Origin of the sequence: Rahnella inusitata, assembly GCF_003263515.1 — a bacterium.
GTDB lineage: Bacteria > Pseudomonadota > Gammaproteobacteria > Enterobacterales > Enterobacteriaceae > Rahnella > Rahnella inusitata.
Genome location: NZ_JYDE01000037.1, coordinates 25,172 through 41,021, shown reverse-complemented (window position 1 = coordinate 41,021; position 15,850 = coordinate 25,172). Strand labels below are relative to the sequence as shown.

The 15,850-nt window shown below is 53.1% G+C and carries 14 protein-coding genes; 9 read left to right on the top strand and 5 right to left on the bottom strand.

Annotation, left to right across the window (positions count from 1 at the left end):
• Window positions 1–92: 92 nt before the first annotated feature.
• Both yebF and dbpA read right to left on the bottom strand, forming a co-directional pair.
• Window positions 93–458, bottom strand: coding sequence for a protein YebF (yebF, locus tag TU92_RS19230; protein ID WP_112168772.1), 366 nt, complete (start codon window positions 456–458; stop codon window positions 93–95).
• Window positions 459–609: 151 nt separating this feature from the next.
• A complete protein-coding gene (gene dbpA, locus TU92_RS19225; RefSeq protein WP_413529913.1) occupies window positions 610–1,998 on the bottom strand; it encodes an ATP-dependent RNA helicase DbpA in 1,389 nt (462 codons plus the stop codon).
• Between the two features lie 254 nt (window positions 1,999–2,252).
• On the opposite strand from dbpA, the gene purT reads away from it, so the two are divergent.
• Window positions 2,253–3,431, top strand: a complete 1,179-nt coding sequence (purT, locus tag TU92_RS19220) for a formate-dependent phosphoribosylglycinamide formyltransferase (protein ID WP_112168837.1) — start codon at window positions 2,253–2,255, stop codon at window positions 3,429–3,431.
• Between the two features lie 99 nt (window positions 3,432–3,530).
• On the opposite strand, the gene TU92_RS19215 is transcribed toward purT, so the two are convergent.
• Complete coding sequence (locus tag TU92_RS19215; protein ID WP_056778924.1) at window positions 3,531–3,710, bottom strand: YoaH family protein; 180 nt, start codon at window positions 3,708–3,710, stop codon at window positions 3,531–3,533.
• A 179-nt stretch (window positions 3,711–3,889) separates the two neighbouring features.
• Between TU92_RS19215 and pabB the strand changes: the two genes are divergently transcribed.
• The 4 genes from pabB to TU92_RS19195 all read left to right on the top strand — a co-directional run bounded on the left by pabB (window position 3,890) and on the right by TU92_RS19195 (window position 9,415).
• Window positions 3,890–5,266 (top strand): aminodeoxychorismate synthase component 1, encoded by a 1,377-nt coding sequence (gene pabB / locus TU92_RS19210; protein ID WP_112168770.1) that lies wholly within the window; start codon window positions 3,890–3,892, stop codon window positions 5,264–5,266.
• A complete protein-coding gene (locus tag TU92_RS19205; RefSeq protein ID WP_112168769.1) occupies window positions 5,263–5,865 on the top strand; it encodes a CoA pyrophosphatase in 603 nt (200 codons plus the stop codon). The genes pabB and TU92_RS19205 overlap by 4 nt, the downstream gene beginning before the upstream one ends.
• 168 nt (window positions 5,866–6,033) lie before the next feature.
• Window positions 6,034–7,398, top strand: coding sequence for an L-serine ammonia-lyase (locus TU92_RS19200; RefSeq protein WP_112168768.1), 1,365 nt, complete (start codon window positions 6,034–6,036; stop codon window positions 7,396–7,398).
• A 436-nt stretch (window positions 7,399–7,834) separates the two neighbouring features.
• Window positions 7,835–9,415 (top strand): EAL domain-containing protein, encoded by a 1,581-nt coding sequence (locus TU92_RS19195; protein WP_112168767.1) that lies wholly within the window; start codon window positions 7,835–7,837, stop codon window positions 9,413–9,415.
• Between the two features lie 67 nt (window positions 9,416–9,482).
• Here TU92_RS19195 and TU92_RS19190 read toward each other — a convergent pair whose 3' ends face one another.
• A complete protein-coding gene (locus TU92_RS19190) occupies window positions 9,483–11,042 on the bottom strand; it encodes a TerC family protein (protein WP_112168766.1) in 1,560 nt (519 codons plus the stop codon).
• 605 nt (window positions 11,043–11,647) lie between these two features.
• On the opposite strand from TU92_RS19190, the gene manX reads away from it, so the two are divergent.
• From manX to TU92_RS19170, 4 genes are all read left to right on the top strand, one after another.
• Window positions 11,648–12,610 (top strand): PTS mannose transporter subunit IIAB, encoded by a 963-nt coding sequence (gene manX, locus TU92_RS19185; protein ID WP_112168765.1) that lies wholly within the window; start codon window positions 11,648–11,650, stop codon window positions 12,608–12,610.
• A 93-nt stretch (window positions 12,611–12,703) separates the two neighbouring features.
• Window positions 12,704–13,501 (top strand): PTS mannose/fructose/sorbose transporter subunit IIC, encoded by a 798-nt coding sequence (locus tag TU92_RS19180; RefSeq protein ID WP_056778907.1) that lies wholly within the window; start codon window positions 12,704–12,706, stop codon window positions 13,499–13,501.
• Window positions 13,502–13,512: 11 nt separating this feature from the next.
• The gene (locus TU92_RS19175; RefSeq protein ID WP_112168764.1) at window positions 13,513–14,355 is read left to right on the top strand and encodes a PTS mannose transporter subunit IID; all 843 of its coding nucleotides are present in this window, start codon (window positions 13,513–13,515) and stop codon (window positions 14,353–14,355) included.
• A 105-nt stretch (window positions 14,356–14,460) separates the two neighbouring features.
• A complete protein-coding gene (locus TU92_RS19170) occupies window positions 14,461–14,919 on the top strand; it encodes a DUF986 family protein (RefSeq protein WP_112168763.1) in 459 nt (152 codons plus the stop codon).
• Window positions 14,920–14,946: 27 nt separating this feature from the next.
• Here the strand turns inward: TU92_RS19170 and rlmA are convergent, their stop codons facing one another.
• Window positions 14,947–15,786 carry a 23S rRNA (guanine(745)-N(1))-methyltransferase gene (rlmA, locus tag TU92_RS19165; protein WP_112168762.1) on the bottom strand — a complete coding sequence of 280 codons (840 nt, stop codon included), beginning with the start codon at window positions 15,784–15,786 and terminating at the stop codon, window positions 14,947–14,949.
• Window positions 15,787–15,850 lie beyond the last annotated feature (64 nt).

Below are 15,850 nucleotides of genomic sequence, written 5' to 3'. Positions count from 1 at the left end.
TATGACAAGAGTGACAGGTTTAGGCGGGGAAACCAAGAGACGGAAATGAAAGGAATAATGCGTCCGCCCAAGGAAACGGACGCAGGTATAACTCAGACTGGCGTGCTGTAACTGATTTCACCGAGCTGGCAATTGAGTGTCACCTGATACGTTTTGTCGGTGTGATCGCCGCGAACTTTCAGCGGAATGGTCCACTTCGCGTTATCGCCGCCGATACTGTCAGGCGCCACCCACGCCACCGGCGTAGACGTGCCGAGCGTTTTCTTGTCCGCATCCCAGCGCGGAATGCGGTTTTGCAGGAAATCACGTTTAACCAGCGCCGCAATCTCATCTTTGCTGGCGGTAGAGCAAGGCGCGACCGTTGCCGTTCTGACTTCAGGCTCCGCAGCCTGCGCTACCTGAGTCATCCCGCTCATTCCTGCTATGGCGATCACTACGCCTGAGATCATCTTTTTCATTGTTCGTCTTCCCGCTTTTTGTCGATCATTACCAGTGACCTTGCAGGATTTATATCCCTACAACTGACAAGGTCATCGCTTGCGATAGATAATATAATCCCCAACAAGGTAATAACACAACATTAACAATATGACGAACAACGCATAATGCTTACCGTAAGATGATGGCTTTGCAGTTCTTGCCTTTGATCTTCCCTTCCTGCAAACGCTGCAACGCCTTTTTGGCACTCTTCTGACGAATCGCCACGTACGCGTGGATTGGGAACATATCAATTTTACCGACTTCGGCAGCGGTCAGGCCGGCTTCACCGGTCAGCGCGCCGAGAATATCACCGGGGCGGATTTTGGCTTTACGGCCACCATCGATGCACAGGGTAGCCATGACAGGATCCAGCGCCACCGGCGTAGCGGCCAACGCCTGCGCAGCCGGCTGCCAGACAAAGGTCTGACGGGTATAATCTTCCAGTGCGTGAACACGCCCCATTTCCTGCGGCGTGACTAAACTGACGGCCAGACCGCTGGTGCCTGCACGGCCAGTACGGCCTACGCGGTGGATATGCACTTCAGGGTCGAACGACAGCTCGTAATTGATCACCAGACCGAGATCTTTGATGTCCAGCCCGCGCGCCGCCACGTCGGTGGCGACCAGCACGCGGCAACTGCCATTGGAGAAACGTACCAGCACACGGTCACGGTCACGCTGTTCAAGATCGCCGTTTAGCGCCAGTGCGCTGATGCCTTTGGCGGACAGCGCATCGCAGACATCCTGACAATCGCGCTTAGTGTTACAGAACACCACGCAGGACGTGGGCTGATGCTGATACAGCACCGCTGCCAGCAGCGACAAACGCTGATGTTTGTCGGCTTCGATAAAGACCTGCTTGATATCCGCAACGTCTTCTTCGCCTTCGATTTCGACCTTCAACGGCTGACGCTGGAATTTAGAACTAATACGCTCGATGCCGTCCGGATACGTCGCGGAGAACAGCAGCGTCTGACGGGCGGGCGGCGTGTAGCTGACCACGTCTTCAATGTCTTCGCTAAAGCCCATGTCCAGCATGCGGTCGGCTTCATCCAGCACCAGCACTTTCAGCTGATCCAACTTCAGGGTGCCTTTACGCAAATGTTCCTGAATACGCCCCGGCGTCCCCACCACGATATGCGGCTGACGAACCAGTGATTCCAGCTGCGGGCCGATTGACTGGCCGCCGCAGAGGGTCAGAATCTTGATGTTCTGGGTAAAGCGAGCCAGACGACGTAACTCTTTACTCACCTGATCCGCCAGTTCGCGGGTCGGACACAATACCAGCGCCTGAGCGTAGAACTGCGCCACGGTGATACTGTTCAGCAAACCGATCCCGAATGCAGCTGTTTTGCCACTACCGGTTTTGGCTTTGGCCAGGACGTCCTGCCCCTGCAAAATGGCAGGCAGTGAAGCGGCCTGAATCGGGGTCATTTCGGTATAACCCAGTTCGGTCAGGTTAGAAAGTTGCTCAGCGGGCAGTGTCAGGGCTGAAAAGGAATGCGTGCTCAAGGCGATAACTCTTTATGTGAGGCAAAAATCGAAGCAGCGGCAGGTGGTCTGACGCCATGGTTTGGCTAAATGATAACAGAGACGCCCGCTGACTGCCTTAAACGGCAGAAAACTGGCTGAAAAAATCCCTTGGACGCCCTGCTTTGCTCCGCGACGAATTCGGCGAACCTGCTGCGCAATCGTTTTCGTTGCCCATTAATTCAGATATACTGCGCGCCGAAATTCTCATTTTTCTTCATCACAGATCTGGGTACGAAGCTATGTTAACCATTGGTACTGCACTGCGCACCGGCGCCACCCGCGTCATGTTGTTAGGCTCTGGCGAACTCGGGAAAGAAGTGGCGATTGAATGCCAGCGTCTTGGCCTGGAAGTGATCGCCGTGGATCGTTACGCCGATGCACCGGCAATGCAGGTCGCTCATCGCAGCCATGTCATTAATATGCTGGACGGCGACGCCCTGAAACAGGTTATCGAAAGCGAACGTCCTGACTTCATCGTGCCGGAAATCGAAGCTATCGCCACCAGTATGCTGGTCGAGCTGGAAAAACAGGGTCACAACGTGGTGCCTTGCGCCGAAGCCACGCGCCTGACCATGAACCGCGAAGGGATCCGTCGTCTGGCTGCCGAAACGCTGCAACTGCCGACGTCTACTTACCAGTTTGCGGATGACGAAGCCTCTTTTCGTCAGGCTGTAGACGCAATCGGTTACCCGTGCATTATCAAGCCGGTTATGAGCTCATCGGGTAAGGGCCAAAGCCTGATCCGAAGCGCAGAACAGCTGCAAACCGCCTGGGATTACGCGCAGCAAGGCGGTCGTGCCGGTGGCGGTCGCGTCATTGTAGAAGGCCTGGTGAAATTTGATTTTGAGATAACTTTGCTGACCATCAGCGCCGTTGATGGCATCCACTTCTGCGCGCCAATCGGCCATCGTCAGGAAGACGGAGATTACCGGGAATCCTGGCAGCCACAGCAAATGACCGAACTGGCCCTGCAACGTGCGAAAGAGATTGCCGAAAAAGTCGTAAAAGCCCTTGGCGGCAAAGGTCTGTTTGGCGTCGAACTGTTTGTGTGCGGCGACGATGTGATCTTCAGCGAAGTTTCACCGCGCCCGCACGATACCGGCATGGTGACGCTGATTTCTCAGGATCTCTCCGAGTTTGCCCTGCACGTTCGCGCCTTTCTTGGCCTGCCGGTGGGCAATATCCGCCAGTTCGGCCCTTCCGCCTCTGCCGTTATTCTGCCTGAGCTGACCAGCAGCAACGTCACCTTCAGCGGTCTGGAAAATGCGCTGACCGGTTACAATCAGATTCGCCTGTTCGGCAAGCCGGAAATCAGCGGAAAACGCCGTCTGGGCGTTGCGCTGGCGATTGCAGATAACGTCGAAGATGCGGTAGAACAGGCCAAACAGGCCGCCGCTGCGGTGGTCGTGAAAGGTTAATTCCTGCGAATTTCGCACAAAAAAAACCGGACGCCTGCAAAGGCTCCGGTTTTTTTTCATCACAACGTACCTGAAAGAGAACACTTTCAGGACGGGATGTTATTCGTCTTCGTCATCAAAAATGACGGTCACGCGATCGCCTTTATGCGTTTCACGGATTTCTGCCGCAACGGTGGCAATGGCTTCGCCGCTGCTCATGCCGTTTTCCATTAACTGGCGGATACGATCGGCGGCCTGTTCTTGTTCGTTATGTGATAGTGAAGGCATACCTGTCAGCATGGGAGGTTCCTGTTGTACGTGGTGATTGTTGCAAGATAAACAACGCCCGCAGGCTGCGGGGTTGCACAGTATACGCCTTATTCATGCAAATCGCCTGTGCTGGTTTCCGGGGGCGGAATCTATGTTAGGATCGCAGGCCTGTAACGTCATTCATCGCGCCAGAGAAACTGAAACCCGTCATGCAACCCGCTCACTCCCTTGCTTTCCACCCTTTGCCGTATCAGCCGGACGCCCTGCTGACGCAGTTCGCGCCGCTTTCAGTTTTGCCGTGGGCAATGCTGCTGCATTCCGGCGCAGCGCAACATCAGCACAACCGCTTCGATATTCTGGTCGCCGATCCGCTGGTTACTCTGACCACACGCGGTGTGGTCACGCATATCTCGAGTAAGGGTACCGTGGCATCACGGAAAGAAGATCCGTTTGCGTTGCTGGAAGAACAGCTCTCCGCCTCAAAACTGCAGGCAGAAACCTCTGATGACTTTCCGTTTCTGGGCGGTGCACTCGGCCTGTTTGGCTACGATTTGGGCCGCCGCGTTGAGACGCTGCCAGACATCGCGCAGCGCGACATAACGCTTCCGGACATGGCAGTCGGTATTTATGACTGGGCGCTCATTGCCGATCACCATTTACAGCGTCTGACTCTGGTGTGTCATGGCGATATTCAGGCGCGTATACGCTGGCTGGAACAGCATACGCAACCGGTGAACAGGCTGCCTTTCCACCTTGATGCGCCGTGGCAGGCCAATATGAGTCGCGAAGAATACGGCGTGAAATTCCGCCGGATTCAGGAATACATTCACAGCGGCGACTGCTATCAAATCAATCTGGCGCAACGGTTCGCCACGGCCTATCAGGGTGATGAATGGCAGGCGTTTCTGCGGCTGAATCAGGCCAACCGCGCGCCCTTCTCGGCGTTTCTGCGGTTGCCGGAAAACGCCGTGCTCAGCCTTTCTCCCGAACGCTTTATCTGGCTGAAAGACCAGCAGATACAGACGCGACCAATTAAAGGCACGCTGCCGCGCTGTGAAGATCCGGCCGAAGATGCCCGTCAGGCGGAACGTCTGGCAGCATCGGAAAAGGACCGCGCCGAGAATTTGATGATCGTCGATTTACTGCGTAATGACATTGGCCGGGTGGCGATGCCCGGCAGCGTGCGGGTGCCGGAATTGTTTGTCGTCGAACCCTTCCCCGCGGTGCATCATCTGGTCAGCACGATTACCGCCGAATTACCGGCTAACTGCCATGCCAGCGCCCTGCTGCGTGCCTGTTTTCCAGGCGGCTCTATCACCGGTGCGCCAAAAGTCCGCGCGATGGAAATTATCGAAGAACTCGAACCCCAGCGCCGCAACGGTTATTGCGGCAGTATTGCTTACATCAGCTGCTGTGGCACGATGGACAGCAATATCACCATCCGCACTCTGCTGACTGAACAGGGTAAAATCTATTGCTGGGCGGGCGGCGGGATTGTTGCGGACAGTCAGGAACAGGCAGAATATCAGGAGACGTTTGATAAAATCGCCCGCATTTTGCCGCAGTTAGGAGATGCTCAGCCATGAGTTTGCTGGAACAACACCCGCCGGTGCAGACATTTTCGCCCGCAGTGAAAGATTTCATTCTGCGCTTTCAGTTACAGCAGCCGCGCAGGCCCGCGCCGCTGCTACGCGGCACCCGCCATGCAGCAGTGTTGATCCCGATTATTTGCCGCGAAGAACCCACTATTTTGCTGACCCGCCGCTCAGACAGCCTGCGCAAGCACGCCGGTCAGGTGGCGTTTCCGGGCGGAGCGGCGGATGCCACGGATGCGTCGATTATCGCCACTGCGCTGCGCGAGACGCAGGAAGAGGTCGCGATACCTCCGGAGCAGGTACATATATTAGGCACTTTAGCCCCGCAGGACAGCAGCAGCGGTTTTCAGGTCACGCCGGTGATCGGCTTGCTGCCGGTGGATGTCACCTTCCATCCGGCGGAAGATGAAGTGGCGGAAATATTCGAAATGCCGCTTCAGGAAGCTTTCGATCTGGCCCGCTATCATTCTCTGGATATTCATCGCCGTGGCACTCATCACCGGGTGTATTTATCCTGGTATCAGCAGCAATTTGTCTGGGGATTAACGGCGTCGATCATTCGTCAGCTGGCCCGGCAGGTTAAAGACTGACCTCAGTGGTTACACATCGATCACACTTTCGCATCAAATAAGTTTATTTCATGCGAAAATAGACACTTTTGCCCCAAAGCCCTTTTACACTATAGATCTAGCCACAAATTCATTTGTGGCTGTCAGGGATCCCGTTCCCTGCCGTTTTCCATTACAGGAGTATTCGACGTGATTAGCGTTTTCGACATGTTCAAGGTCGGGATTGGCCCTTCCAGTTCCCATACTTTGGGCCCGATGAAAGCCGGTAAACAGTTCGCTGATGACCTGCTTGAACAGGGCATGATGCCTGCCGTTACGCGTGTCGCCGTGGACGTTTTTGGCTCCCTGTCGCTGACAGGTAAAGGCCACCACACAGATATCGCCATTATTTTAGGTCTGGCCGGTAACCAGCCTGACACCGTTGACATCGACGGCATTCCGCACTTTATCCGCGACGTTGAGCAGCGTGAGCGTTTGCCGCTCGGCACCACTCAGCACGAAGTCGATTTCCCGCGTGACACCGGTATGGTGTTTCGCAGCGAGAACCTGCCGCGCCATGAAAACGCCATGCAGATCCACGCGTTTGCCGGTGACAAACTGGTGTACAGCAAAACGTATTATTCGGTTGGCGGTGGTTTTATCGTCGATGATGAGCATTTCGGCCAGCCGGTACTGGACGAAGTGTCCGTTCCGTTCAGCTTTAATTCGGCCAGTGAAATGCTGGCAAAGTGCAAAGAAAATGGCCTCTCGCTCTCCGGCTTGATGATGCAAAACGAGCTTGCACAGCACAGTAAGCAAGAGATTGAGCAATATTTCGAGAAAATCTGGCACACCATGCAGGCGTGTATCGATCGCGGTTTAAACACTGAAGGCGTGCTTCCCGGCCCGCTGCGTGTTCCGCGCCGGGCATCGGCTCTGCGCCGGATGCTGGTGTCCAACGATCAGCTGTCTAAAGACCCGATGAACGTGATCGACTGGGTGAATATGTTTGCGCTGGCGGTGAACGAAGAAAACGCCGCCGGTGGCCGCGTGGTCACTGCTCCGACTAACGGTGCCTGCGGGATTGTTCCGGCGGTGCTGGCGTATTATGACAAGTACATTCAGTCCGTCAGCCCGGATATTTATCTGCGCTATTTCCTCACCTCCGGCGCTATCGGCATTCTTTATAAGATGAACGCGTCGATTTCAGGTGCGGAAGTGGGCTGCCAGGGCGAAGTCGGCGTGGCCTGTTCAATGGCCGCCGCCGGTCTGACTGAATTACTGGGCGGCAGTCCTGAGCAGGTTTGCGTGGCGGCGGAAATCGGTATGGAGCACAATCTGGGGCTGACCTGTGATCCGGTGGCCGGTCAGGTTCAGGTGCCCTGCATCGAGCGTAATGCTATCGCGTCGGTGAAAGCCATTAACTCGGCACGCATGGCGCTGCGCCGCACCAGTGAGCCACGGGTTTCTCTCGATAAAGTGATTGAAACCATGTACGAAACGGGCAAAGACATGAACGCCAAATACCGCGAAACGTCACGCGGTGGTCTGGCGATCAAGGTGCAGTGCGACTGATATTACTGAGTTTTTCTCTTGGCTGCGTCACATTGCCAGATGACTTTTGGCTGTGTGACGCACAAAATACCGCACCGGTACTATCGTGTAGCCATTAACTCTTCGCTAAGAACAACCTTTTGTATTATCAATACATAATGGATATGACACTTGCTTTATACCCCGCGGGTACGGCATGCTGATTTCCGCGTGTTTAGCCACTCAGGCTGCTTCAATAGGTTCTAGCGCTCAAACGTCCAGGATTCACAGGTGTAAAATGCGTGACAACGTCACAGACAGGGATTTTCTTTCAGTTTTACACCCGATAAAGAGAAAGAGCCTGCTTCGATTTACAGCTACTATCAATAATAACAAAACGGCTGTTACGCCCAGGTAAACCCTTTATAAATGACTATTTGTGAGCCTGCACATTACACGGGATACAAGGATTAGAACGATGCTGTTCTCCCAGACCGGACTTGCGAAGTATCGCTACTATCGCCTTGCGTTGGCCGGCGCTATGGGTTTATTGACCCTTATTCTTACGCTGGGTATTCGTATTTACGAACAAAGTCGGGTTATCTCTGCGGATCAACAACGCGTGGCGATGCACACCGTTGAAAAACTCGAAAAACTCCTTGAACCGGCTTCCCAGGCCGCGCGAAAAACACCCGTTGACCCGGCGCTCACCTGTCGTGAGTTACAACCTGCCATGCAGCAAACAGTGGCACGCATGCAAACCTTGCGTTCTATCACGCTGGTGACCAATGGCACAATTACCTGTTCAAGCCTAATTGGCGCGCTGGATCTGAGTTTCAGCAAAACCCTGCCGGATATCGCTCAGGGCCGAACGCGGCTGGAGCTTCGCGCAGCAAAATTAAGCAGGTTAGATATTCCTACTTTGCTACTCTGGCAACCTGCCACGGCTGATAATCTTAACGGTGAACTGTTCGTCTATAACATCGGGATCCTGTCGAATTTCCTGCTTGAACCACAGCCTCCGTATGCGCGCCATATTGTCCTGAACGTGGTGAAGCAAAGCCTCGAATATGGCAAGAATGAAATCATGCAAAGCTTGAATTTACCGCAGCGGCCGTTGCTGACCGTAAAATCACCGAACTATGATTTTTCCGTGTCGATTTATGGTGAGGAAGCGTCCGCACTGGCCTGGTCAGAACTGGCTTCCCATCTTCCTCTTTCGGTGCTGATCAGTTTGCTGACCGCAACGGCGGTCTATTTGTTATCCGGCAGCCGGATCAGTCTGGCGTATCCGATAAGCCACGGGATTTCGCACCGCGAATTCAAAGTCTATTGTCAGCCGATTATCAACAGTGTCGATGGCCGCTGTATTGGTGTCGAAACGCTGATGCGCTGGAAGAATCGCCGACAGGAATGGGTTTCGCCCGATGTTTTTATTCCGCTGGCAGAACAGCATGGGCTTATCATCGGGCTGACACGCTATCTGATTAAAACGGTTACCGATAATCTCTCCGTCTTCCCCGCCACTTCCGGTTTTTACGTCAGTATTAACGTCGCCGCGCAGCATTTTAATAATATGGAAATTGTGGATGACATCCGCAAAATCTGGCTGCCTGCACAGCCTTCTGTCTCGCTAATGCTGGAACTGACTGAGCGCACGCGCTTGCAGGAATTGCGAGCCGCCGAGATTTCACAGTTGAAAGAGATGGGGATATTACTGGCGATCGATGATTTCGGTACCGGCCACAGTTCACTGAGTTATTTGAAAACGCTGAACCCGGACGTGCTGAAGATAGACCAGGCGTTTACCGCCTCGATTGGTACTGATGCGATCAACGCAACGGTTACCGATACCATCATCACGCTGGCGCAGCGGCTGAATCTCAAGCTGATTGCCGAAGGTGTCGAAACTCGTGAACAGGTCGATTATCTGCGTAAACGCAAAGTCGATTCCCTGCAGGGATACTATTTTGCCAGGCCGATGCCGATTGAGGTATTCCCGATCTGGCTGGCGCGTTATGAGAAATCCACCCAGGCCATGCAACCGGTTGATGAATAATCGCTGAGAGTAAGAAGCATAAAAAACGGCGACCGGAGTCGCCGTTTTAAACAGAAGTGAACCGCTATTACTGGTCTTCTTCCCAATGGTCTTCAGACTGGATTTTCGTGATCCGCACGCGCTCGATCCGATAATCTGTCACGTCGAGAATTTCAAAGTGCAGCGAGGCCATTTCAATCACTTCACCTGCGACAGGCATCTGGCCAGATTTCGATAACAACAGACCCGCCAGTGACGCAAAATCATCGTCCGGGCTGACCAGCGTGTTAATGTCCAGGATCTGCTGTAACAGATGTAAATCCGTGCCACCCTTGGCTATCCAGGAATCACCGTCGGCAATCACGTCTGGCGTTTCGTCCTCGTCCGGGAATTCACCGGCAATCGCTTCCAGCACGTCCAGCGGCGTAACCAGCCCCTGAATCACACCAAATTCGTTGCTGACGACCACCAGACGGCCTTTCGCTTTACGCAGCACGGCCAGCAGATTGATGACATCCATCGTTTCCGGCACCACGATCGGTGGCGTTTTCTCGGCAAAGGCCACGATGCTTTCACCCTTTTCCAGCGCCACCAGCAGATCTTTCGCCCGCACCACGCCGATCACGTCATCCAGAGAATGACGGCAAATCGGGAACAGACTGTGCGGCGTGTCCAGCAGCTGGCTGCGGATTTCAGCCGGTGAGCGTTCGCAGTCCACCCAGGAGATCTCGGTGCGCGGCGTCATGATGCTGCGCAGCGAACGCGAGGCCAGCGTCAGTACGCCGGTTATCATGTGACGTTCTTCTTCCGCAAAAGTCTCATTGGCAGGAACGGCATCACCTGAGGGTTCATCTTCATTCTGATGCTGACGTTTCCCGCCCATCAGACGCTGAATCGCCTCTGCCGTACGTTCACGCATCGGTCGTGTGGACTGGCTTTTCAGGAAGTTACGGCGTGCAATCTGGTTGAACAATTCAATCAGAATGGAGAAACCGATCGCGGCGTACAGATAACCTTTCGGAATATGGAAACCAAAACCTTCAGCAATCAGGCTCAGACCGATCATCAGCAGGAAGCTGAGACACAGCACCACCACCGTCGGATGATTGTTCACAAAACGGGTCAGCGACTTCGACGCCAGCAGCATGACACCCATGGCAATCACCACCGCCGTCATCATGACGTACAGGTTGTTGACCATGCCAACGGCGGTAATCACCGCATCGAGTGAGAACACGGCGTCCAGCACCACAATCTGCGCCACGACCGACCAGAAGCTGGCGTAGCCGCGGTTTTGCGAACCGTGCTCTTCATGCCCCTCCAGCCGTTCGTGCAACTCCGTCGTCGCTTTGAACAGCAGGAATACCCCGCCGAGCAACAGGATCAAATCGCGTCCGGAGAAACTGAACTGCGCAATGCTAAACAGCGGCGTGGTCAGTTTGACCATCCACGAGATAAGCGACAGCAGGCCTAAACGCATAATCAGAGCTAGGGATAAGCCGATGATACGTGCTTTATCACGCTGTTTTGGTGGCAGTTTGTCCGCAAGGATGGCGATAAACACCAGGTTGTCGATACCCAGAACAATTTCCAGAACGACAAGTGTCAGCAAACCGACCCATATTGAAGGGTCCATCAAAAATTCCATTTCAGACTCCGCAATGAGTTAAAGAAAAAAGACGCAAAGAAACGCGATTCGCTGGGCAATCAGAGACCCGGCAAAGTGTTTTAGCTGTATGACTTACAGATGAAAGCGGTTTCAGTGCGGCAAAAATCAGGCCCATTGGGGCGGATTTGCCGGTAACGATGAGGTGAAAAAGCGAAGAATAGTGACGTCGGTGACAGTCCATAGGGAGGGCTGAGGCCCGGTACTCCTGTTCAATTATTTGGAAAATCACTTTATCAGGAATGATTATCGGACGAAAGTGCGATCTTTTACCTCCTGCATTATTCTGAAACATCTATGCTGTTTTATTAGGCACGTGGAAGCGTATTCACAATACGTCTTTGAATAACGGACAGTCGTCACAAAATTTATTTTTTCACACACTAAAATAAATCACGTCGCACAACCTGTTGAGGTTCTGCCGTTTTACTGTTTATCAGTGTTATCAGAAATTAACGGACATTAGTGGGTTCATTCTCACGCAGGGAACGCTCTGTCCGCCTCAGGAATAAAAACGGGCGGATATCATCATCAGCACCATTACTTATGTGCATAACTCTTAACCGAGTTAACAGAGGAGGTAGCGAGTGAGTATTGCTATTATCATCGGCACGCACGGGTCAGCAGCTGAACAGTTGTTGAAAACAGCGGAAATGATTTTAGGTGAGCAGGATAATGTCGCCTATATCGATTTCGTACCCGGCGAGAATGCCGAAACCCTGATCGAAAAGTACACGGCAAAGTTGGGTGGTTTAGACACCAGCAGCGGCGTCCTTTTCCTGGTCGACACCTGGGGTGGCAGCCCGTTTAACGCCGCCAGCCGCATTGTTGTCGATAAGGAAAATTACGAAGTTGTCACCGGTGTTAACATCCCTATGCTGGCAGAAACTTTCATGGCCCGTGATGACAACCCGTCCTTCGCAGAACTGGTTGCTATTGCAGTGGAAACCGGACGTATCGGCGTGAAAGCGCTGAAAACCCCGGAACCTGCCACAGAAGCGCCTGTCGCCGCACCGGTACCGAAAAAAGCCGCCCCGGTTCAACCTTCCGGTCCGAATGACTACATGAAAATCGGTCTTGCTCGTATTGATGACCGCTTGATCCATGGCCAGGTCGCGACCCGCTGGACCAAAGAAACCAACGTCAACCGCATTATTGTCATCAGCGATGAAGTGGCTGCCGACACCGTGCGTAAAACGTTGCTGACTCAGGTTGCTCCTCCTGGTGTTACCGCACACGTTGTCGACGTGGAGAAAGCTATCCGTGTTTACAACAACCCGAAATACGCTGGCGACCGCGTGATGTTGTTGTTCACCAACCCAACCGACGTTCTGCGTGTGGTTGACGGTGGCGTGAAGATTACATCGGTCAACATTGGTGGTATGGCATTCCGTCAGGGTAAAACCCAGGTGAATAACGCCGTGTCCGTCGACGAGAAAGATATCGAAGCATTCAAAAAACTGAATGAAAAAGGTATTGAACTTGAAGTGCGTAAAGTGTCCTCGGATTCACGTCTTAAGATGATGGATCTTATTAATAAGATGAATTAATAAGCACAGGCGTCAAACGCAGATTTTCTCAACGTTATCTGCATCTGATGTGCTTGTTTTTACTCAGCGTCCTTTGGTCATAGGAGAAGTGCAATGGAGATCACCACACTACAAATTGTGCTGATATTTATTGTTGCATGTATTGCCGGGATGGGTTCGATTCTGGATGAATTCCAGTTTCACCGTCCGTTAGTTGCCTGTACTTTGATCGGTTTTGTTCTGGGTGATGTTAAAACCGGGATTATTATCGGCGGTACGTTGGAAATGATCGCGCTTGGCTGGATGAACATCGGTGCTGCTGTTGCGCCGGATGCCGCCCTCGCCTCCATCATTTCTACCATTCTGGTTATCGCAGGCGGACAGTCTGTCGGTGCCGGTATTGCATTAGCCATCCCTCTGGCTGCAGCAGGTCAGGTATTAACCATTATCGTTCGTACTATCACCGTTGCCTTCCAGCATGCTGCTGATAAAGCCGCTGAGAAAGGAAACCTGAGCGCGATTACCTGGATCCACGTTTCGGCGCTGGTTCTCCAAGCAATGCGTATCGCTATTCCAGCCGTGATTGTTGCTGTTTCCGTGGGTACTGCCATCGTTCATGACTTGCTGGCATCGATTCCGGAAGTGGTCACCAACGGTCTGAATATTGCGGGTGGTATGATTGTCGTCGTCGGTTACGCCATGGTCATTAACATGATGCGTGCTGGCTACCTGATGCCTTTCTTCTACCTCGGTTTCGTGACTGCGGCATTCACTAACTTCAACCTGGTTGCACTGGGTGTGATTGGTGTGGTGATGGCAGTGCTTTACATCCAGTTGAGCCCGAAATACAACAAATCTGCGCAAGCAGCGGCAGCTCCGGGTGTTAACGACCTCGATAACGAATTGGATTAAGGGTGAAGGACATGGTTGATAAAACTGAAGTTAAAAAACTCACGGCAGGCGACATCCGCGGTGTGTTTATGCGCTCCAACCTTTTCCAGGGGTCATGGAACTTCGAACGTATGCAGGCTCTGGGCTTCTGTTTCTGTATGGTGCCTGCTATTCGTCGTCTCTATCCTGAAAATAACGACGATCGCAAAGCGGCAATTAAACGCCACCTGGAATTCTTCAACACCCATCCATATGTTGCCGCGCCGGTTCTGGGCGTAACGCTTGCGATGGAAGAACAGCGTGCCAACGGCGCTCCTATCGACGACGCGGCCATCAACGGCCTGAAAGTCGGTCTGATGGGTCCTCTGGCAGGTGTGGGTGACCCGATCTTCTGGGGTACTGTACGTCCGGTGTTTGCTGCACTGGGTGCGGGTATCGCGATGACCGGGAGTCTGCTTGGGCCATTGCTGTTCTTCGTATTGTTTAACCTTGTACGCCTGCTGACCCGTTATTACGGTGTGGCTTATGGCTACAAAAAAGGTGTCGATATCGTAGGTGATATGGGCGGCGGCTTCCTGCAAAAACTGACCGAGGGGGCGTCGATTCTCGGCCTCTTTGTCATGGGGGCACTGGTTAACAAATGGACGCACGTTAACATTCCGCTGGTGGTATCGAAGATAACCGACCAAACCGGTCATACCACGGTCACTACGGTACAGACGATTCTGGACCAGCTGATGCCGGGTCTGGTGCCATTGCTGCTGACCTTCGGCTGTATGTGGCTGCTGCGTCGGAAAGTGAATGCGTTGTGGATCATCGTTGGCTTCTTCGCCATCGGGATCTTCGGTTACTGGATTGGCCTGTTAGGTCTCTGATAACCACAAGCCGGGGGATCACTCCTCCGGCTTTTTTATTGCCTGAGTTTGTCTGTTTCTGCTTTTATTTTGCTTTGCCTGTTGGCAGTACGCTGGAGTTTTTTCATGTCCGTGACCGATATCGTCCTCGCCCTTTTCACCTTCATGCTGCTGGCCTATGCCATCTACGACGAATTCATCATGGGAGCCAAAAACGGCAAAACCCGCCTCAGAGTCAATCTTCGTCGCCGCAATAAGCTCGATTCCATCATCTTCATTGGCTTGCTGGCGATCCTGCTTTACAACAATATTCAGGCCAATGGCACGCCACTTACCAACTATTTGTTGATTGGTCTGGCGCTGGTGGCGTTCTATCTTTCTTTTATTCGCTGGCCAAAATTGCTGTTCAAGCCCAAAGGGTTTTACTTCGCCAATACCTTCATCACTTATGACAGGATCCGCAGTATGAATCTCTCAGAAGATGGTGTGCTGGTGTTTGAATTGGAACAGAAGAAGTTATTGATCCGCGTAAACGAGCTGGATGATTTAGAGAAGATTTACAAAGTGATGGTTGAAAATCAGTAGCCTGGTCTTCAACCCTGAAAGACTAAATTAAGAATTAATGCTTTCGTCATCTGGTTTGCGCTGATGCAGCCTGATGACGAAATCAGTCTCACAACCGAACGCCGTCTCAGCCTTCAGATTCGCCATCACCTCTTCCGTCGCGCGCCATGCAAAAGGTGTCATCTGCAATAAATCAAACGCCTCCGGCCCGGTAAGCTGCATAGCGTAGGCGAGGGATTCCGTCGCAATACGTTCGAAGCCCTCCAGCTGTTCATCCAGCTCCGCATGCAACTGCACATCCTGATAAATCAGCCCTTTCAGCTGATACAGATGGCGCGGCCCTGGTGCAACGGTTAACACCACGCCACCCGGTTTAACGGCGCGGTACAGCTCCTGCGCCTTGCAGGGTGCGTAGATCCGCACCACGGCGTCCAGCGAGGCCTCGGCGAAGGGTAAACGATGGCTGGAAGCCACGCAAAAAGCCGCCGAATGATACCGCTTCGCCGCATAACGAATCGCGACCTTCGCTACATCCAGTCCATACACTTTCATCGCACGCGTCAGAGCTAACCGTTCAGCAATAGCCGTCGTGTAATACCCTTCCCCGCAACCGATATCGAGCAGAGCCGTCGCGTTTTGCGGCAACAGTTCATCAAGGAGAGTCACCAGACGATCGCGCAGCGGCTGATAATGGCCGGCATCAAGAAAGGCACGGCGTGACATCATCATTTCAGTACTGTCCCCCGGTTGCTTCGAGCGTTTATGCTGCACGGGCATCAGATTGACGTAGCCTTCTTTGGCATGATCAAACTGATGATTCTGCGGACAGCGCCATTGCTGGCCGGTCAGCTCAAGAGGCTGGAAACAAAGTGGACACTGATAAGTCATGCGGGAAACCTGCAAGGAAAGTCTGAGGGGCGAATATTCGCAATAATGTTAAGTCTAAAGAAGG